Raw genomic sequence first — 18,627 nt, 5'->3', positions numbered from 1 at the left:
TTGATCTCGTGTGAGAAAAGACGGCCTCAGCCAGCGAATCGCTAGCTCTTAATCTCGCGGCAAATGCCACAAATGGCGAGAGAACCGTTCATCGGGGCACCATGGGGCAACCCCAGGTGGCCCGTCAAGGGTGTGGAACTATGCCGCAAAGGGCTGATTTCGGCCTCAATCCATCGCTACGCCGCCCATGGTTAATGATTATTAATCTTTGGGGCGTATCGAATGAGGGCGAATTTCCTCATTCATTCGGTGAGTTATGAAATCCATTTCAGTCGTTCTGACGGCGGCATTTGTTCTGGCCGCTTCCTCGGCCTTTGCCGATTCCCGCGTCTTCATCATCGCCAACCAGTCTGACGGTTACGGTATCGACCAGTGCCTCGCCCGCGGCGAGAAGTGCGGCGCGCATGCCGCCCTGTCCTATTGCAAATCGCGCGCCTTCGACCAGGCGGTGGCCTATCGCCGCGTCGATCCCGATGAAGTGACCGGCTCGGTCCCGACGTCAGGCAGCGCCTGCCATCACGGCAAATGCGACGAATTCGTTGCGATTACCTGCCAGCGCTGACATCCCCCTGCCTGCGACTTTCTCGCGTCACGCTTGCGGCCACAGTGAGGCCCCGGAAACGACGTGACCCTGCCGCGAGAAGCAGCTATGGAAAGCCGCGTTCGCCGCCGCATTTTCATCGCGCGCGTCTGGCAACGTCAGCGAGAGGTTGGCGGCGGTATCGACGCGCGATGCCGCACCCACCCCGCTTGTTTCTGTCTCGCTCGCTTCTGACTCGCGCATTGGCCGGATATGTCTGACACTGTGACTGCTTCCCTTTCTCGCTGGGCTTTCGTTGGTGCCGCACTGGTTGGTGCGCTGTCGCTGGGCACTCCTGCATCGGCGCAGAACGGACCGCCCCCGGGCTATCCCGCGCAGCAGGTCTATCCACCAAGCCAGGCGCAGCAACAGGGCTCTGCCAATCCGATGTGCGGGCGCCTCGAGGCGCAGCTGGCGACCATCGATCGCGGCAACGGCCTCGATCCCGCGCGCGCCGAACAGCTTCGCCGCTATGAGGACGCCGCGTCCAAGCAGCAGAGCGAGCTCGACCGCGTCTCGGCGCAGGCCAAGCGGATGGGCTGCGACAGTTCCGGCTTCTTCTCGCTGTTCAACGGCCAGTCGCAGCAGTGCGGCCCGGTCAATAACCAGATCCAGCAGATGCGCGGCAATCTGGATCAGATCACCAGCAATCTCGAACGCCTGCGCGTCGGCACGCCCGGCAGTTCGGACCGTGATACCCAGCGCCGCTCGGTGCTGCTGGCCCTCGCGCAGAACAATTGCGGCCCGCAATACTCCGCCGCTGCGCAGCGCGCCGCGCCGCAGAACTCAGGCCCCGGCGGCTTCCTGAGCAATCTGTTCGGCAACAACGAGCCAAGCCCCGGCGCACCGCCGCTGGACGGCAATATGTCGCCTGTTCCGTCCGGCACCTATCGCACCGTCTGCGTGCGCACCTGCGATGGCTTCTATTTCCCGATCTCGTTCGCGACAATCCCGGCGCGTTTCGGCGATGACGAGCGGACCTGCAAGAATCTCTGCCCGGCCTCCGACGCCAACCTGTTCACCTATCGCAATCCCGGCGAGGATATGAACTCGGCCGTCTCTGTTTCGGGACAGCCCTATTCGTCGTCGCCGAACGCTTTCAAGTATCGCACTGAATTCAATCCGTCGTGCTCCTGCAAGGCGCAAGGCCAGACCTGGTCCGAAGCGTTGAAGAATGTCGACGACAAATCGGCAGCGGAGAATGGCGACATCATCGTCACCGAGGAACGTGCCAAGCGGATGTCGCAGCCGCAGGCCAAGGGCACACCCGCCGCATTGAAGAAGGGTGCGGCGACCGATGCGCCTGCAGCAGCTACGCCCGCGCAACCGGCGGCGCCGTCCACTCCTGGCCAGATCCGGACCGTCGGCCCGCAATTCCTGCCAAATAACGCGCCGCGGTAGGCCCCATGACGTCGCCCAGCCAGACAGGGCGACGAGCGCACGGCCCCTGCGTCCAGCTTCGGACAACCTACGAACGGTAGGCTCACGCCAAACCGCGAGGGTGTTCGGATGGTCTCGACTTATCTCAATTATAATATCGTCTCCCGCAATCTCACCCAATCGCTGACGCGGGTCTCGCAACAGGCCACCGTCTCGCGGGATACGGCCTATTACAAAGAGAACATCGGCAAGGTGAAAACCGTCGATGATCTCCTGAACGACTATCGGCTCTATACCTATGCGACCACGGCCTATGGTCTGGAGGACATGGCCTATGCCAAGGCCTTCCTGCGCAAGGTGCTGGAAAGCGATCTCTCCGACGCCAACAGCTTCGCCAACAAGCTGAGCGACAAACGCTACCGGGATTTCGCGGCGGCCTTCCCCTTCGGGACCACTAGCAGCGGCACCAACGCTGCCCAGTCCGAGAACCAGACCGACGACATGATCGGTCTGTACACGGCCGTAGCGAAGCGCGGGGTCGATGCTATCGACGCGAACAAGAACTACTACAATCTCGCGATCGGAAAAATCACCAACGTCAATGACCTGCTCGCCGACGACAAGCTGCGCGATTATGTTTTCTCGGCCTTCGGCATCGACAAGAATCGCTGGTCCCACGACACGATCAGCAAGGTGCTGAGCAGCGATCCGTCCGATCCGAACAGCTATGTCAATTCCGTTTGGGTGTCGCAGAAGGACGACATCAATGCGAATATCACCAAGGCCCAGGCAGCGATGCTCGATGCCGCCGGCAAGATCGACACATACATGGCGGCATTGAAACAGCCGGGCGCCGATATGGCCGATCTGCGCCGGAAGATCGATCTGGAGCGCACGCGCGGATCGATGAATGAGGTCAGTATCCTCAGCTATAAGGATGCACTCAAGACGATCGACAGCTATGTGGCGCTTGCCGGCGCTTTCGAGTTCTCGCCCGACGGCACATTGCCCACCGGAACGTCTGCCCAGACAGCCGCGCAGCTGAGCGACACCCATACCAAATATGTCAACAGCCAGGGCGCGGCCTATCTCGCAGCGGATGAAAATTACGCGGCATCGCTGATCAAGCAGTATCGCGCGGGCATCGCCAATGTGACTACGGTCGATGCCTTTCTCAAGACGCCAAACGTCTATAATTTTGCTCTGAAAGCATTTGGCCTTGATCCCGAAGAGGTGTCGCCGACAATCATCAAGAACGTGCTCAAAAGCGATCCGGACGATCCGACGAGCTACGTAAACAAGCTGCACGACGACCGATACGTTCAGCTCGCTCGGGCATTCAATTTCGACAGCAGCGGACATATCACGACGCCTGTGGTGGCGCAGGACGCGGCGGAAGTCACCCTGGTGATGAAGGACTACATCATCGCCAAGACCCGTTTCACGAGTGGCAAGGAACAGACCGAGCTGCGCAAGGCGGCCGACAAGGACGCTGTCTATTATCAGAACAACATCGCCAATATCGAGAGCGTGAAGGATCTGCTTGCCGACAGGAAGCTCATCGACATCGCGCTCGTCGCCAAGGACCTCGACCCCGCCAAGGTGACCACCGCCGATCTGCGCAAGATGTTCGATTCCGACCTGAACGATCCCAAGAGCTTCGTCAACACGCAGAAGGATCCGCGTTTCGCGGAGCTGGTGGCCTCGTTCAATTTCGACGACGACGGCGAGATCGCGCGGCTACCGAAATTCGGGCCGCAGACCCGCGACCAGTTCATGGAAACCGAGCACAAATATCTGCAGCAGACGCTGGAGACGCAGCAGGGCGAAAGCAATCCCGGCGTGCGGCTCGCGCTCTACTTCGAGCGCAAGGCGCCGAGCATCACGTCGGCCTACGACCTGCTTGCAGACAAGGCGCTGGCGGAAGTGTTCCGCACCATCTTCAGCCTGCCGGATGAGGTCGGCGCCATGGATATCGATCAGCAGGCCAAGGTGGTGGAGAAACACCTCAATCTGAAGGACCTCGCCGATCCCACCAAGCTGGCCAAACTGCTGAACCGTTTCTCCGCGCTGTATGACATCAAGAACGACACCAGCACCGCATCCTCATCCGTCGTTACCCTGTTTCAGCGCGGTGGCCTTTGAGCCAATTGACCTTTTGCGGCGGTGGCCAAAACGGCGCGTTGACATGATCACGCGCTAATACGCGACGAGTTTGTAAGGCGTCATTCGCCCTACAGTTTCACTCAAACGCTTCGCTAGTACCCTTGCCGGGCCGAGTCACCAAGTCCTCATCGGGCTTCGGCAATGGATTGGCCAGATCGCGAAACTTGTTGGTGATCGGATAGCGGCGATCCCTGCCAAAGTTCTTCCGCGTCACTTTCACGCCCGGTGCCGCCTGCCGGCGCTTGTATTCGGCGATGTTGAGCAGCCGATCGATGCGCGTCACGACGTCTTTCTCGTAACCGGCCGCGACGATCTCCGACAGCGGCTCTTCGCGTTCGACGAGGCGTTCGAGAATGCCATCGAGAATATCGTAGGGGGGTAGCGAGTCTTGGTCGGTCTGGTTTTCGCGCAGTTCGGCCGTGGGCGGACGGATAATGATGTTGTTGGGGATCACTTCGCCATCAGGACCGAGCGCGCCTTCGGGCTTCCATGAATTGCGCAAGGTCGAGATACGGAACACCTGGGTCTTGTAGAGATCCTTGATCGGATTGAATCCGCCATTCATGTCGCCATAGAGCGTGGCATAGCCGACCGACATTTCCGACTTGTTACCTGTCGTGACGACCATCGCGCCGGTCTTGTTGGAGACGGCCATCAACAGCGTACCGCGGGTGCGCGCCTGCAGGTTCTCTTCGGTGATGTCGCGCGCGAGACCCTTGAAGGTATCGGCAAGGATCTTCTCGAAGCCGTTGACCGCATCGGCGATGGGCAGGATCTCGTAACGGAAACCCAGCGCCTTCGCGAGCTTGTCGGCATCGTCGAGCGACACCTGCGCGGTGTAGCGGAATGGCAGCATGATGCCGCGCACGCGGTCGGCGCCGAGCGCATCCACGGCGATCGCGGCGCAAAGCGCAGAGTCGATACCGCCGGAGATGCCCATCAGCACGCCGGGGAAGCCGTTCTTGTTGACGTAATCGCGCAAGCCAAGCACACAGGCGGCGTAGTCGCCCTCGTCGCCTTCCGGTACCGGTGCGATCGGTCCGTCGCAGCGCCAGTGGCCGTCGATCTTCTCGAATGTCAGCGTCGTGATGCTCTCGGTGAAGGACGGCAATTGTGCCCCCAGCGAGCGGTCGGCATTGAGCACAAAGCTCGCGCCGTCGAACACTAGTTCGTCCTGACCGCCGACCTGATTAAGGTAGATCATCGGCAGATGGCTCTCGGTAACGCGGGCGACCTGCACCGACAAGCGCAGATCCGTCTTGCCGCGGGCATATGGCGAACCGTTCGGCACGATCAGGATTTCGGCGCCGGTCTCGGTCAGCGTCTCGACCACGTCTTCGTAGTCGGCGGACTCTTCCATCCAGGTATCTTCGCAGATCGGCACGCCGACGCGCAGGCCGCGGATGGTGACGGGTCCCGAGACCGAGCCGCGCGCGAAGACGCGCTTCTCGTCGAACACGCCGTAATTCGGCAGATTGACCTTGAAACGGATCGCGCTGATGCGGCCGTCGTCGAGCAGCGCGCAGGCATTGTAGAGCTTGCCGCCATCGACCCAGGGCGAGCCGATCAACACAGCCGGACCCCCGTCCGCGGTCTCGCGCGCCAGCTCCTCGATGGCCGCACGGCAGGCCGCCTGAAAGGCCGGTTTCAGCACCAGATCTTCCGGTGGGTAGCCGGCGATGAACAATTCAGGAAACACGATCAGCGTCGCGCCGTCGGCTTTGGCCTGCGCCCGCGCAGCGCGCGCCTTGGCGGCATTGCCGGTGATGTCACCGACGATGGGATTGAGCTGGGCGAGTGTGACCGTGAAGCGCGTCAATTCTGTCATGGAAACATCCAAGCCTACCGGCTCATCCTTCGCAACTGCAGGATTAGAAGATGCCTATGCGCTCACCGAGCGCATACAGCCAGGTCATGCCGGCGATCACCAGCGCGACGCCGACGGCCGCCGATCCCATGTCCTTCACACGCCCGATCTGCGGATCGTGTTCGGTGGTGAGCCGGTCGGCCAGTTTCTCGATGGCAGTGTTGAGCAGTTCGACGGTGAGCAGCAGCAAAACCACCGCCACCAACTCGAGCCGACGCGCTGCGGTGGTGCCGATGAGAAACGACAAAGGCACCGCGAGGAGCAGTGCAAACAGCTCCTCGCGAATGGCCTGCTCCGATCGCGTCGCGAAGGTCAGGCCATTCCAGGTGTTGATGCAGGCCCGCCAGAGGCGCGACAAGTTTAGAGACCCGATGCCACCGGCAGCGGCTCCGCCCTGTCGACGCGGGACGTCTTCAGCAATTCGGCGATCAGGAACGCCATGTCGATGGACTGCTCGGCATTCAGACGGGGATCGCAGACCGTGTGGTAGCGGTCGTTGAGGTCCTCGTCCGAAATGGCGCGCGCGCCACCGGTGCATTCCGTCACGTTCTGGCCGGTCATCTCCAGATGCACGCCGCCCGGATGGGTGCCTTCGGCGGCATGGATCTGGAAGAACGACTTCACCTCGGACAGGATGCGGTCGAACGGTCGGGTCTTGTAGCCCGAATTCGACGTGATGGTGTTGCCGTGCATCGGATCGCACGACCATACCACCGAGCGCCCTTCCTTCTGCACCGCGCGGATGAAGCCCGGCAGATGCTCCCCAACCTTCTCGTGGCCGAAGCGGTTGATCAGCGTCAGGCGTCCGGGCTCATTGTCCGGATTGAGGACGTCGATCAGCTTCAGCAGTTCATCCGGCTTCAGCGACGGGCCGCACTTCAGGCCGATCGGATTCTTGATGCCGCGGAAATATTCCACATGGGCATGATCGAGCTGCCGCGTACGGTCGCCGATCCAGATCATGTGGCCCGAGGTCGCGTACCAGTCGCCCGTCGTGGAATCGACGCGCGTGAAGGCCTGCTCATAGCCGAGCAACAGCGCTTCGTGGCTGGTATAGAAATCCGTCGACCGCAGTTCCGGGTGGCTTTCCAGATTGAGGCCGCAGGCGCGCATGAAGTTCAGCGCGTCCGAGATGCGGTCAGCCAGTTCCTTGTAACGGCGCGACTGCTGCGAATCCTTCAGGAAGCCGAGCATCCACTGGTGCACGCTGCCGAGATTGGCGAAGCCGCCGGTCGCGAAAGCGCGCAGCAGATTCAGCGTCGCCGCCGACTGGCGATAGGCCATCAGCTGGCGCTGCGGATCGGGCACGCGGGATTCTGGCGTGAAGGCGATGTCATTGATGATGTCGCCGCGATAGCTCGGCAGTTCGACGCCGTTGAGCTTCTCCATCGGCGACGACCGCGGCTTGGCGAACTGACCGGCGATACGGCCGATCTTCACCACGGGCAGCGCGCCGGCATAGGTCAGCACCACCGACATCTGCAGGAAGGCGCGGAAGAAATCGCGGATATTGTTGGCGCCGTGTTCGGCAAAGCTCTCGGCGCAATCGCCGCCCTGCAGCAGGAAGGCTTCGCCGGCGGCCACGCGGGCGAGCGACTTCTTCAGATTGCGGGCTTCGCCTGCAAAAACCAGCGGCGGAAACGTGGCAAGCTGCGCCTCGACATCGCCAAGGGCCTTGAGATCCGGGTATTCCGGCATTTGCAGCACGGGCTTGCCGCGCCAGCTATCGGGCGTCCACCGCTCGGACATCACTTCTCTCCTGAAAACCGCGCTTTATGGCTGCGGAGGCCGCGTTATACACAGCACAGATGGGGATCGCCAGTTCGAAATCCACATTGCGCCCCAAGCCCTTGCAGCCAAAGCCGAATTCGCATTTGCTAGGCCCGGGTAAGGAACATATGGGACACCATGGGAGAAACTGCGGTGTCGGAGGCTGCACTGGACGACGCTTTTGCCGATGACATCACCTTCCAGGCGACCGACGGCTATTCGTTGGGCGCGACGCTATACCTGCCCCGCGGCGCCCGTACCCACGCGGTTCTGATCAATTCCGCAACCGCCGTTCCCCGCAAAATCTACAGAGGCTTCGCCAGCTACCTCGCCAGCCGCGGCTGCGCCGTGCTGACCTATGACTACCGCGGCACCGGGGATTCGCGGCCCAAGGCCGATCCCCTGTCCGGCCGGTCGAACGCGCTGGTGGGCTTCAAGGCGTCCATGACCGACTGGGCTGCGCTCGATGTTACCGCCGCGGTGACTTGGATGCGCGAGCGCTACAAGACGATGCCGCTCGCCTTTGTCGGGCATTCCTTCGGCGGTCAGGCGCTCGGCCTGATCCCCAACAATTCCGAAGTATCGCGCGCCCTGCTCATCGCGGCACAGGCCGGCACCTGGCGACTGATGACGCCGCCTGAGGGCTACCGCATCTATGCGCTCATGAAATTCGTCGGCGCGCCGCTGGCGCGCGTCATCGGCTATGCGCCCGGCAGGATCGGCCTCGGCTACGATCTGCCACGCGACGTGTTTCTGGAATGGGCGGGCTGGGTCACCAGCGATCGCTACTTCTTCGACGACAGCAAACTGCGGGCACTCGTGAATTTTCCACGTTACCGCGGCGAGATGCGGGCGCTGAGCTTCTCGGACGATCCATGGGCGACACGCGCCGCCGTCGAAATGCTCTGCGCCGGCTTCACGTCGATCAAGCCGGAGATCGACAGTATCCGCCCCATCGAGGCCGGCTCGAAAAAGGTCGGCCATTTCGGCTTCTTCCGGCCGGAGCACCGCGACACACTGTGGCGCGGCGCCGCCGAATGGATCCAGATGGAAGATTAGGGGCACATCATTGAAGCCGCAGATCATCGATCCGCCCTCATCCTGAGGAGCGGTCGTCTTCGACCGCGTCTCGAAGGATGGCCACAAACACCGATACGTTGCATCTCATGGTTCGAGACGCGCGCAAGGGCGCGCTCCTCACCATGAGGGCTGGTGTTACTCCGCGGCTTCGCGCACGTAGCGTGCGGTGGGCGTGCGCATCGTCACCAGCTCCTCGGCCGCACTCGGATGCACAGCCACGGTGGCGTCGAAGTCAGCCTTGGTGGCCTTCAGCTTCACGCAGATGCCCAGCACCTGGATGAGTTCGGCCGCTTCCGGTCCGACTATATGGGCGCCGACCACGATATCCGTCGCACCGTCGACCACCAGCTTCATCAGCACGCGGCTTTCGCTGCCTGAAATCGTCGATTTGATCGACCGGAAATTGGTCTTGTAGATATCGACGTGGCTGAAGATGGCGCGCGCCTCTTCTTCGCTCATGCCGACAGTGCCGACTTCCGGCTGGGTGAACACCGCGGTCGGGATATTGCTGTGATCGACCTTCACGGTCTTCTTGCCGAACACCGTATCGGCAAAGGCATGGCCTTCGCGGATCGCCACCGGCGTGAGGTTGACGCGATTGGTGACGTCACCGACCGCGTAGATATGCGGCACATTGGTTTGCGAGAACTCGTTGACGATGATGCCGCCATGGGCGGGCTTGAGCGCAACGCCAGCCTTCTCGAGGCCGAGATTGGCGGTGTTCGGATTGCGCCCGATCGCGAACAACACCTGATCGGACGCGATGCTTGCGCCGCTGGACAGATGCGTCGTGAATTCGTGCCGGTGTTTCTCGACCTTGGTCACCGTGCAGCCGGTCAGGATGGTGATGCCATCCTTTTCCATCTCGCTGCGGACATGGGCGCGCACGTCTTCATCGAAGCCGCGCAGGATGTTGTCGCCGCGATAGATCACCGTCACGTCGGAGCCCAATCCTGCAAAGATGCAGGCAAATTCCAGCGCGATATAGCCGCCGCCCTGGATCACGATGCGCCTCGGCAGTTCAGGCAGATGAAACACCTCGTTGGAGGAGATCACATGCTCGATGCCGGGAATCGCCGGCCCATGATTGGGCGCGCCGCCGGTCGCAATCAGGATATGCTTGGCGTTCACCGTCTCGCCGGTGCCGAGGCGCAGCGTGTGCGGATCCTCGAACACTGCGCGGGTCTTGACGGTCGTCGCGCCGGTCTTCTCCACATTGGACTGATAGATGCCCTCAAGCCGGGCGATCTCCTTGTCCTTGTTGGCGATGAAGGTCGACCAGTCGAATGTTGCCGTCGGAATGGTCCATCCGAAACCGGCGGCATCGTCGATCTCGCGCTGGACATGCGAGGCATAAACCATCAGCTTCTTCGGCACGCAGCCGCGGATCACACAGGTGCCGCCGAAGCGATATTCCTCGGCCACCATGACCTTTGCGCCGTAGCCGGCCGCGATACGGGCGGCGCGCACGCCGCCCGAACCACCACCAATGACAAACAGATCGACGTCGACGTCAGCCATGATCGCTCCGAACTGCGGACTGAGGCCCGGGATAGCGGGCCTCAGCTTACGCCCTTAGATTTCCTTGCCGCGCTTGCGCATTTCAGCGCGGAACAGGCCGTTGACCTGCTCCGAAAACTGCTGCGCCCACTGCTGCATATAGGTCATGCTGGCGGAAATCGACTGGGGCTCCTGCACCAGAAGTTTCTGGCCGAGCGGCGACTTGTAGAAGGTCGCAAGATCCTTCAACTCCGCCTCGGTGAAGTCGCTGGCATAGATCTTCGCCATCTGCTCGGTGATCTCCTTGTCGCGCCCGGCCATCGTCTGCGCGATGGTGATGGCGACCTCATTGAGATCTTTCTGATAGTTCAGATTGCTCTGCAGCAGCGAATCCTTGACGCGCTGAACCATGTTCGGCACGGCATTGGCATACATCGCGCTGGCGTTCTTCATCGCCAGAATTTCCTTGGCGTAAGCGATCGCAGCTGGCGACGCCGGCTTGATCGGCCGCGCCTGTCCTTCCGGAGACGCCTGCTGCGCGGAGACCGGCAGCGCGATCACTGCAACGCTGAGCGCTAGACCAGCGGACAGCAGCATGTGCGAGAGCTTCTTCATTCCAATTCTCCTTGATTGCGCCGTTACGGACGCTCGAAAACGCGAATTCCCTGCGATCCTGCCAGCATGGCGGTGCTTGCCAGGCCGATAAACAAACCGTGCTCGACCACGCCCGGAATGGCGCCGAGCAGCCCGGCCAGTCGGGGCGCATCGGTGATGGTCCCGAGCCGGGCGTCGATGATCCAGTGGCCGCCATCGGTGACGAAAGCATGACCGTCCTTGCCGCTGCGAATGGCCATTTCGCCGGATAGGCCGCACTTGGCGAACACATCGGCAATCGCGCGGCGCGTGGCCGACAGGCCGAACGGGATCACTTCCACAGGCAGCGGGAAGCGGCCGAGGGTCGGCACCCATTTGGAATCGTCGGCGATGACAATCATGCGGTCGGACGCCGCCGCCACGATCTTCTCGCGCAGCAATGCGCCGCCGCCGCCCTTGATGAGATTCAGCGCCGGATCGACTTCGTCGGCACCGTCGACCGTGAGATCGAGCCGATCGACCTCGTCGAGTGTGGTCAACGGTACGCCGCAACGCTGCGCATCGGCCCGCGTGGCCTCAGACGTCGGAACGCCAATAACCTTGAGACCGCCCGCCACGCGTTCACCGAGCAGTTCGACGAAGTGCTTCGCTGTCGATCCCGTGCCGAGTCCGAGCTTCATGCCATCACGCACATGTTCGAGCGCCTTGGCGGCAGCCTGTCGTTTCAGCTCGTCCATATTCATCGGCGCGGCGGTCCTTGCAGTTCAAAAACGGTCCCGCGGACGGGATGAGCCGCATATCTAGCGACGTTTGGGGGCAAGGAACAGGGCGAAGGACGTGCTTTCCCTGGGAATGCAGGCCTGCATTCCCAGGGGGATGCTGGGCTACGTCCGCCCCCCTTGCGGGATCGGCCGCGGACCGGTAGCGATCCCTGCATGACAGATGCTTCCCCTGCTCCCCTCGTCGTTTTCGACCTCGACGGCACCCTCGTCGATACCGCCCCTGATCTCATCAGCGCGCTGAATCATGTGCTTCATCAGGAGGGGTTGGCCCCCGTCCCGCTGGAATCCGCAAGGAAAATGATCGGCCAGGGCGCCCGGCGCCTGATCGAACGCGGGCTCGAGCTCGAAGGGCGCGAAATGAGCCCGGATGAGGTCACACGCCTGACCGAGGATTTCATCGCTTATTACGCGGAGCATATCGCCGACGAGTCGCGCCCCTTCGAGGGCCTGATTGCGGCGCTCGACGAAATGGCGGGGCGTGGCTACCGCTTCGCGGTTTGCACCAACAAGCTGGAATGGCTGTCGAAGCTGCTGCTCGAAAAGCTGGAGCTGACCAACCGATTTGCGGCGATCTGCGGCGCCGACACGTTCGGCGTCGCGAAGCCCGATCCTGTCATCCTGCAGCAGACGGTAGCGCGTGCCGGTGGCGTGATGTCGTCCGTTGTCATGGTCGGCGATGCCGGCCCCGATGTCGGTGTGGCGCGGCGGGCCAATGTCCCGGTGATCGGCGTTACATTCGGCTATACCGATGTCCCGATTATCGAGCTCAAGCCCGACATCGTGATCGACCATTTCCGCGATCTACCGGCGACTGTCGACCGCCTGTTGCCCCGCCGCCTCGCCTAGCCTGTTCAGATAATTGAGTTTCTCAGGTTGTCTGGCGACTTCATTAACCATCAATTAACTATAAGCGGCCTGCGTGTTGCGTCATATGTGCGACGCTCCTATGGTTGCCCGGGGATGGCGGCTAGCCGCAAAACGTGACGGATATACCCATGCGTAGAGTAATAGTTTTGGCAGCGGCAGGCCTGAGCCTGGCCGGTTGCACGTCGTTCTCCATGGACGCATTCAAGTCGGCACCGGAACCGGTTACCGTGCAATTCGACTCGGTTCCGCCCGGCGCAGAGGTGGTCACGTCCATTGGCCCGAGCTGCAAAACCCCCTGCTCGCTGCCTCTGGCAACGGAAACCGGGTTCAGCGCGACCTTTACCCTCGCAAAATTCCAGCCGATGACGGTTCCAGTGACCGTTACCCGCGTTCCCGGGGATTTCACCTCGCCGGCACGGACAACGGTCGATCCGAGCCCGGTCGTTGCCGAGCTTCAACCCGCAACGCCGCCGCGCCGCGCCCGCAAGGCCGCCAAGCGCGCAGCAGCGCCTGCCGCGGCCCCGGCCACCGCAGCTGCGGCGGGCTCGCCGTTCCCGGCACCTCGCTGATCCACCAAACATATACGTTGGCGTGATTGTGCCAGCTGCAACCCGTGACTAGATTGAACGTGCGGCGTTTTTCGCCGCGCGAGCAATTCATGTTTTGCAGTCAGGCATCTGAATGACCGTCTCCGAGCTGAGCCCTGCCCTGGCCTCCTCTGCCATGACCGACCCGTTCGGCCGGCGGATCAACTATTTGCGTGTCTCGGTGACGGACCGCTGCGATCTGCGCTGCTTCTACTGCATGTCGGAAGACATGACCTTCCTGCCCAAGGCCGACCTGCTGACGCTGGAAGAGCTCGACCGGCTCTGTTCCGCATTCATCGCCAAGGGCGTTACCAAGCTGCGGCTGACCGGCGGCGAGCCACTGGTCCGGCGCAATGTGATGGGCCTCGTGCGTTCACTGTCGCGCCACCTCAAGACCGGCGCGCTGAAAGAGCTGACGCTGACCACCAACGGCTCGTTGCTCGCCAAGTATGCCGATGAACTGGCCGATTGCGGCGTGAAGCGCATCAACGTCTCCCTGGACACGCTCGACCCCGCGAAATTCCGCGCCATTACGCGCTGGGGCGACCTCAACAAGGTGCTGGCCGGTATCGACGCGGCGCAGGCTGCGGGCCTGGCCGTGAAGATCAATGCCGTCGCCTTGAAGAACATGAATGAGGACGAGATCCCCTCATTGATCGAATGGGCGCACGGCCGCGATATGGCGCTGACGCTGATCGAAGTGATGCCGATGGGCGATATCGGCGAAGGCCGCATCGACCAGTATGTGCCGCTGTCTATGCTGCGCGCACGCCTGGCCAGTCAGTTCACGATGACCGATCTGCCCGACGATACCGGCGGTCCTGCCCGCTATGTCCGCGTCGCCGAGACCGGCGGCAAGATCGGCTTCATCACGCCGATGACCCACAATTTCTGCGAATCCTGCAACCGCGTCCGCATTACCTGCACCGGCACGATCCATACCTGTCTCGGACACGAGGATGCATCCGACCTGCGCAAGCCGCTGCGGGCTTCCGCCGACAACGACCTCCTGAACGCCACGATCGACCGCGCCATCGGCCTGAAGCCGAAGGGGCACGATTTCATCATCGATCGCCGCCACAACCGGCCGAGCGTCAGCCGGCATATGAGCGTGACCGGGGGGTAACCCACCGGCGGTGCTCCGTCCTTTCCCTCGACCAATGGCCTGCGACAAACCGTCAATTTCCGATTGACGATTGCATGACGCGCTGAAATGGTGCCGCCGAATTCTTTCGCCCAGCGGAAAAAGCTGCGCTTTCTCAGTGAGAAAGACGTGATGAGCGGACAGCGGGGCGACTTTCGGGGGGAACTGTGGACGTACTCAAATTCACACGTGCGATCGATGCACTGAGCGATGTGTTCGGCTTCATCGCCAAGTGGCTCGTGCTGCTCGCCTGCCTCGTCAGCGCCGGCAACGCCACGATCCGTTATCTCTTCAACTATTCGTCGAACGGCTGGCTCGAAATCCAGTGGTACATGTTCGCGGGCATCGTGTTCTTCGGCGCGGCGCAGACACTGCGCCTCAATGAGCATGTGCGCGTCGATCTGCTCTATTCGGCGGTCTCCGATCGCGCGCGGCTGTGGATCGATATCATCGGCCTCTGCATCTTCCTGCTGCCGGCGATGACATACCTCACTTACATGACGTTCCCGTTTTTCCTGAATTCATGGAATTCGCAGGAGGTCTCCAGCAATGCGGGCGGCCTGATCCTGTGGCCGGTGAAACTGGTGCTGCCGCTCGGCTTTGGTCTGCTGCTACTGCAGGGTGTGGCCGAACTCGCCAAGCGCATCGCCGCGCTCGCCGGCGTCGTCAAGATCGACACCCATTACGAAGCGCCGCTGCAATAGCGGCGTTCGCTTTTTCAGCCTCTCGCATTTCGACCAATCCGTTCGATAGAACCAGTTCGATAGTCAGGACCACCGATGTTTTCCTACGGCGTGTTCCCCCCGCTGATGTTCGGCACCATGATCTGCTTCATGGTGTTCGGCTTCCCGGTCGCCTTTTCGCTGGCCGCGGTCGGCCTGTTCTTCGGCATTCTCGGCATCTTCACCGGTCACTTCGATCCGTCCTTCCTGCAGGCGCTGCCGTTCCGCTTCTACGGCACGATCTCGAACGACCTGCTGCTGTCGATCCCGTTCTTCACCTTCATGGGCGCGATCCTCGAGCGCTGCGGCCTTGCTGAAGATCTGCTCGAAGGCACCGGCCAGTTGTTCGGCAAGATCCCAGGCGGTCTCGCTTATGCGGTAATCCTCGTCGGCGCCGTGCTCGGCGCCATCACCGGCACCGTTGCTGCTTCGGTCATCGCCATGGGCGTGATCTCGCTGCCGATCATGATGCGCTACGGCTACGACATGAAGCTCGCCACCGGCGTCATCGCCGCATCGGGCACCATCACGCAGCTCATCCCCCCGTCGCTGGTGCTGATCGTCCTCGCCGACCAGCTCGGCCGTTCGGTCGGCGACATGTATCTCGGCGCCATCGGCCCCTCGATCATCCAGGTCGTGATCTTCATTCTCTACATCGTCGTGTTGTCGATCCTGAAGCCGAGCGCGATGCCGCCGATCCCGGAACATGCGCGCGAGCCCATGAACTGGAAGCTCATCAGCCGCGTGCTGTGGGGCATGATCCCTTCGATCGTCCTGATCTTCCTGGTGCTCGGCACCATCGGCCTCGGCCTCGCGACGCCCACCGAAGCCGGCGCCATGGGCGCGGTCGGCGCAATGGTGCTCGCCGCACTGCATCGCCGCCTGACCTGGCCGCTGATCGACCAGGCGATGACATCGACCATGCGCCTGACCTCGATGGTGGTGTTCATCCTGATCGGCTCGACCTGCTTCAGCCTCGTCTTCCAGGGCATGGATGGTGCGCGCTGGATCGAGCATCTGCTCACCGGCCTGCCCGGCGGCGCGATCGGCTTCCTGATCTTCGTGAACATCTTCGTGTTCTTCCTGGCGTTCTTTCTCGACTTCTTCGAGATCGCCTTCATCATCATCCCGTTGCTGGCTCCGGTCGCGGCCAAGCTCGGCATCGATCTCGTCTGGTTCGGCGTGCTGCTCTGCGTGAACATGCAGACGTCATTCATGCATCCGCCGTTCGGCTTCGCACTGTTCTATCTGCGCGGCATTGCACCGCCCGAAGTGAAGAGCCGCGATATCTATCTTGGCGCCCTGCCATGGGTCGGGATGCAGATCATCCTGGTGATCATCGTGATCTACTGGCCCGGTCTCGTGACTTACTGGATCGACAACACGGCTGTGGATACGTCCAACGTGAAGATCGAGATCCCGCAGATCGAAATGCCGGCGATGCCGGACTTCGGGCCCCCGAAGTAACGGGAAAGTCGGGCTCAGCCGTCGAACACCACTTCGGCTTCGCCCAGCCCCTCGAACCGGACGGTGCACCGATCGCCCGGTTTGAAGAACGGCAGTCCGGTCCAGCTGCCTGTGGTCACGACCTGGCCGGCCTTCACGCCGTCGCGCATCATGTTCACCAGCGCGACAGCGCCTGCGATGGGATCGTCGGTGGGGTGGCCACCCTTGCGCGCAATCTGCGTCTCGCCATTCACGATAAAGGTCATCTGCAGGTTCGGCAGATCGAGATGCGACCAGTCGGTGCGTTCGGGACCGGTGACCAGCCCGGCATTGATGCCGCAATCGGCAAGCTGCTCCATCTTCGGTCGACTGAGCGGATCGCGGAAGCGGCTTGAAACCACTTCGATCACCGGAAGCACCGCGACGGCCTTCACGACCTCGTCGCGCGTGTAGGGCACACTGCGCGCCGGCAGATCGCGGGTAAAGCGGAAGGCGACCTCGCCCTCGACGCCGAGATGCGGGACTTCAGCCACAGACATATGTGCCGGGCTCGAACGGATCATCCGGGCTTCGATCAGACCGCGTGTCGGTTCGCCCTCGGGCGGCGCACCGGCTTTGAAGGCACCGATGGACTCCCCGACCAGCGCAGCAACCCGATCCTGAATCTCGTGCGCCTCCGCAACCGAAGATGGCGTGACCGGAAGTCCCTCAATCTGCATGCCGCTGCGGCGCGCTTGGGCGAGAATTTCGGCAGCTACGGCGATCTCGGGTTCGGTCATGACGGCATCTCTCAAGGACAAAAGCTCTGCGGCGTCCATGAGACTTAGCGGATTTCCGTGCCCGGCAATACCGCGCGGCATGCGTGCGTGCCCCAACAAAAAGCCCGACCTTCTCGCGAAGGCCGGGCTTTATGTTTGATCGAGGCTTAAGATCAGCCGCGGGTACGCGAGCGGATCATGAAGCTGTCGAAGGTGTATTCGGCGACCTGCCACCACAGATATTCGTCCGAACGATAGGCCTGCATCGCGTCGATCGACTTCTTGAAGTCGGCGTTCTTCGCGGAGATTTCAGCCCAGAGTTCGTTGGTGGCCTTGAGGCAGGCGTCCAGAACTTCATTGGTGAACGGACGCAACTGCGTGCCACCCGCGACGAGCTGCTTCAACGCCGCCGGGTTCTGCATGTCGTAACGAGCGGCCATCCAGCTGTTGGCATTGGCGCAGGCATTGGTGAGGATCGCCTGATAGCTCTTCGGCAGCGCGTTGTACTTCTCGAGGTTGGTGAAGGCGTGGACCGTCGGGCCACCTTCCCAGAAACCTGGATAGTAGTAGTACTTCGCGACCTTCTGGAAGCCGAGCTTCTGATCGTCATAGGGGCCGACCCACTCGGCAGCGTCGATGGTGCCTTTTTCCAGCGACGGATAGATGTCGCCACCGGCAAGCTGCTGCGGCACGACGCCGACCTTCTGCAGCACCTGACCGGCGATGCCGCCGATGCGCATCTTGAGGCCGGAGAGATCGGCAACGGTCTTGATCTCCTTGCGGAACCAACCGCCCATCTGCGTGCCCGTATTGCCGCAAGGGTGACCGATGACGCCAAATTTCTTGAAGAACTCGTTGCCGAGCTGCTCGCCGCCGCCCTGGTACCACCAGGAATTCTGCTGACGTGCGTTCAGGCCAAACGGCACCGACGCATAGATCGCGAAGGTCGGATCCTTGCCGACATAGTAGTAGGACACAGTGTGGCACATTTCGACGGTGCCGTTCGAGGTCGCATCGAGCGCCTGCAGACCGGGGACCAGTTCTCCGGCCGCGAAGACCTGGATCTGGAATTTGTTGTCAGTCATTTCGGCGACCTGCTTCGCCATCATCTCGGCGCCGCCATAGATGGTGTCGAGCGACTTCGGGAAGCTCGATGCGAGGCGCCATTTGACCTCGGGCGCGGACTGCGCGATCGCCGGCGAGGCAACGGCGGCCACCGCGGCGCCGGCCGTCGAAACCTTCAAAAACTCACGACGCTTCATTCAAGCTCTCCTTTTGCGGGCGTTTTCCCTAGAATTCCTTTGAGCATATTCAGCGGCAAATCGTTGCGCGATTCAACCGAAGACGCTCTGGTGCAGAGGCTGTCTAACACGGTTATTCGACC

At 61.9% G+C, this 18,627-nt stretch carries 17 protein-coding genes; 9 read left to right on the top strand and 8 right to left on the bottom strand.

Going from position 1 to position 18,627, the window contains the following annotated elements; genetic code table 11:
• Window positions 1–256: 256 nt before the first annotated feature.
• The 3 genes from AB8A50_RS03055 (at window position 257) to AB8A50_RS03045 (ending at window position 4,105) form a co-directional block, all read left to right on the top strand.
• Window positions 257–562 (top strand): hypothetical protein, encoded by a 306-nt coding sequence (locus tag AB8A50_RS03055; RefSeq protein ID WP_089267154.1) that lies wholly within the window; start codon window positions 257–259, stop codon window positions 560–562.
• 231 nt (window positions 563–793) lie between these two features.
• Window positions 794–1,981: a DUF2865 domain-containing protein gene (locus tag AB8A50_RS03050; RefSeq protein ID WP_439076792.1), complete on the top strand. Its 1,188-nt coding sequence runs from the start codon at window positions 794–796 to the stop codon at window positions 1,979–1,981.
• Between the two features lie 108 nt (window positions 1,982–2,089).
• A complete protein-coding gene (locus AB8A50_RS03045) occupies window positions 2,090–4,105 on the top strand; it encodes a DUF1217 domain-containing protein (protein ID WP_439076790.1) in 2,016 nt (671 codons plus the stop codon).
• Window positions 4,106–4,202: 97 nt separating this feature from the next.
• Here the strand turns inward: AB8A50_RS03045 and AB8A50_RS03040 are convergent, their stop codons facing one another.
• From AB8A50_RS03040 to AB8A50_RS03030, 3 genes are read right to left on the bottom strand one after another with little or no spacing between them, the layout of a single operon-like run.
• Window positions 4,203–5,954 carry an NAD+ synthase gene (locus AB8A50_RS03040; protein WP_089267151.1) on the bottom strand — a complete coding sequence of 584 codons (1,752 nt, stop codon included), beginning with the start codon at window positions 5,952–5,954 and terminating at the stop codon, window positions 4,203–4,205.
• 43 nt (window positions 5,955–5,997) lie between these two features.
• Entirely contained in the window at window positions 5,998–6,351 is a 354-nt protein-coding gene (locus tag AB8A50_RS03035; protein ID WP_120291006.1) for a diacylglycerol kinase, read from the bottom strand.
• A 2-nt stretch (window positions 6,352–6,353) separates the two neighbouring features.
• Window positions 6,354–7,742, bottom strand: a complete 1,389-nt coding sequence (locus AB8A50_RS03030) for a class II 3-deoxy-7-phosphoheptulonate synthase (protein WP_120291004.1) — start codon at window positions 7,740–7,742, stop codon at window positions 6,354–6,356.
• Between the two features lie 159 nt (window positions 7,743–7,901).
• Between AB8A50_RS03030 and AB8A50_RS03025 the strand changes: the two genes are divergently transcribed.
• The gene (locus tag AB8A50_RS03025) at window positions 7,902–8,822 is read left to right on the top strand and encodes an alpha/beta hydrolase family protein (RefSeq protein WP_089267148.1); all 921 of its coding nucleotides are present in this window, start codon (window positions 7,902–7,904) and stop codon (window positions 8,820–8,822) included.
• 156 nt (window positions 8,823–8,978) lie between these two features.
• Here the strand turns inward: AB8A50_RS03025 and gor are convergent, their stop codons facing one another.
• From gor to rpiA, 3 genes are read right to left on the bottom strand one after another with little or no spacing between them, the layout of a single operon-like run.
• Window positions 8,979–10,364, bottom strand: coding sequence for a glutathione-disulfide reductase (gene gor / locus AB8A50_RS03020; RefSeq protein ID WP_439076788.1), 1,386 nt, complete (start codon window positions 10,362–10,364; stop codon window positions 8,979–8,981).
• Window positions 10,365–10,418: 54 nt separating this feature from the next.
• The gene (locus tag AB8A50_RS03015; protein WP_093758922.1) at window positions 10,419–10,958 is read right to left on the bottom strand and encodes a DUF2059 domain-containing protein; all 540 of its coding nucleotides are present in this window, start codon (window positions 10,956–10,958) and stop codon (window positions 10,419–10,421) included.
• Window positions 10,959–10,981: 23 nt separating this feature from the next.
• The gene (rpiA, locus tag AB8A50_RS03010) at window positions 10,982–11,680 is read right to left on the bottom strand and encodes a ribose-5-phosphate isomerase RpiA (protein WP_184515683.1); all 699 of its coding nucleotides are present in this window, start codon (window positions 11,678–11,680) and stop codon (window positions 10,982–10,984) included.
• A 192-nt stretch (window positions 11,681–11,872) separates the two neighbouring features.
• Here rpiA and AB8A50_RS03005 point away from each other — a divergent pair, with 192 nt between their 5' ends.
• The 5 genes from AB8A50_RS03005 (at window position 11,873) to AB8A50_RS02985 (ending at window position 16,506) form a co-directional block, all read left to right on the top strand.
• Window positions 11,873–12,565: an HAD-IA family hydrolase gene (locus tag AB8A50_RS03005; RefSeq protein ID WP_439076786.1), complete on the top strand. Its 693-nt coding sequence runs from the start codon at window positions 11,873–11,875 to the stop codon at window positions 12,563–12,565.
• A 149-nt stretch (window positions 12,566–12,714) separates the two neighbouring features.
• Entirely contained in the window at window positions 12,715–13,155 is a 441-nt protein-coding gene (locus AB8A50_RS03000; RefSeq protein ID WP_439076784.1) for a hypothetical protein, read from the top strand.
• A 112-nt stretch (window positions 13,156–13,267) separates the two neighbouring features.
• Window positions 13,268–14,299, top strand: a complete 1,032-nt coding sequence (gene moaA / locus AB8A50_RS02995; protein ID WP_093758925.1) for a GTP 3',8-cyclase MoaA — start codon at window positions 13,268–13,270, stop codon at window positions 14,297–14,299.
• A gap of 185 nt (window positions 14,300–14,484) precedes the next feature.
• Entirely contained in the window at window positions 14,485–15,021 is a 537-nt protein-coding gene (locus tag AB8A50_RS02990) for a TRAP transporter small permease subunit (RefSeq protein WP_089267141.1), read from the top strand.
• Window positions 15,022–15,096: 75 nt separating this feature from the next.
• The gene (locus AB8A50_RS02985) at window positions 15,097–16,506 is read left to right on the top strand and encodes a TRAP transporter large permease (protein ID WP_093758926.1); all 1,410 of its coding nucleotides are present in this window, start codon (window positions 15,097–15,099) and stop codon (window positions 16,504–16,506) included.
• 14 nt (window positions 16,507–16,520) lie between these two features.
• Here the strand turns inward: AB8A50_RS02985 and AB8A50_RS02980 are convergent, their stop codons facing one another.
• Together AB8A50_RS02980 and AB8A50_RS02975 are read right to left on the bottom strand one after the other, a co-directional pair.
• Window positions 16,521–17,264: a 2-keto-4-pentenoate hydratase gene (locus AB8A50_RS02980; protein ID WP_439076782.1), complete on the bottom strand. Its 744-nt coding sequence runs from the start codon at window positions 17,262–17,264 to the stop codon at window positions 16,521–16,523.
• A gap of 152 nt (window positions 17,265–17,416) precedes the next feature.
• The gene (locus tag AB8A50_RS02975) at window positions 17,417–18,505 is read right to left on the bottom strand and encodes a TRAP transporter substrate-binding protein (RefSeq protein WP_089267138.1); all 1,089 of its coding nucleotides are present in this window, start codon (window positions 18,503–18,505) and stop codon (window positions 17,417–17,419) included.
• Window positions 18,506–18,627: the final 122 nt, after the last annotated feature.

The sequence above is a fragment of the Tardiphaga sp. 841_E9_N1_2 genome (assembly GCF_051811065.1).
Lineage (GTDB): Bacteria > Pseudomonadota > Alphaproteobacteria > Rhizobiales > Xanthobacteraceae > Tardiphaga > Tardiphaga robiniae.
The sequence above is the reverse complement of the archived record's forward strand: the minus strand, read 5'-3'. Positions and strand labels throughout refer to the sequence as shown.

Excerpts from the sequence above, each read along its gene's own strand:
- AB8A50_RS03055 (WP_089267154.1), top strand. The coding sequence starts at position 257 with ATGAAATCCATTTCAGTCGTTCTGACGGCGGCATTTGTTCTGGCCGCT.
- AB8A50_RS03050 (WP_439076792.1), top strand. The coding sequence starts at position 794 with ATGTCTGACACTGTGACTGCTTCCCTTTCTCGCTGGGCTTTCGTTGGT.
- AB8A50_RS03045 (WP_439076790.1), top strand. The coding sequence starts at position 2,090 with ATGGTCTCGACTTATCTCAATTATAATATCGTCTCCCGCAATCTCACC.
- AB8A50_RS03040 (WP_089267151.1), bottom strand. The coding sequence starts at position 5,954 with ATGACAGAATTGACGCGCTTCACGGTCACACTCGCCCAGCTCAATCCC.
- AB8A50_RS03030 (WP_120291004.1), bottom strand. The coding sequence starts at position 7,742 with ATGTCCGAGCGGTGGACGCCCGATAGCTGGCGCGGCAAGCCCGTGCTG.
- AB8A50_RS03025 (WP_089267148.1), top strand. The coding sequence starts at position 7,902 with ATGGGAGAAACTGCGGTGTCGGAGGCTGCACTGGACGACGCTTTTGCC.
- gor (WP_439076788.1), bottom strand. The coding sequence starts at position 10,364 with ATGGCTGACGTCGACGTCGATCTGTTTGTCATTGGTGGTGGTTCGGGC.
- AB8A50_RS03015 (WP_093758922.1), bottom strand. The coding sequence starts at position 10,958 with ATGAAGAAGCTCTCGCACATGCTGCTGTCCGCTGGTCTAGCGCTCAGC.
- rpiA (WP_184515683.1), bottom strand. The coding sequence starts at position 11,680 with ATGAATATGGACGAGCTGAAACGACAGGCTGCCGCCAAGGCGCTCGAA.
- AB8A50_RS03005 (WP_439076786.1), top strand. The coding sequence starts at position 11,873 with ATGACAGATGCTTCCCCTGCTCCCCTCGTCGTTTTCGACCTCGACGGC.
- AB8A50_RS03000 (WP_439076784.1), top strand. The coding sequence starts at position 12,715 with ATGCGTAGAGTAATAGTTTTGGCAGCGGCAGGCCTGAGCCTGGCCGGT.
- moaA (WP_093758925.1), top strand. The coding sequence starts at position 13,268 with ATGACCGTCTCCGAGCTGAGCCCTGCCCTGGCCTCCTCTGCCATGACC.
- AB8A50_RS02985 (WP_093758926.1), top strand. The coding sequence starts at position 15,097 with ATGTTTTCCTACGGCGTGTTCCCCCCGCTGATGTTCGGCACCATGATC.
- AB8A50_RS02980 (WP_439076782.1), bottom strand. The coding sequence starts at position 17,264 with ATGACCGAACCCGAGATCGCCGTAGCTGCCGAAATTCTCGCCCAAGCG.
- AB8A50_RS02975 (WP_089267138.1), bottom strand. The coding sequence starts at position 18,505 with ATGAAGCGTCGTGAGTTTTTGAAGGTTTCGACGGCCGGCGCCGCGGTG.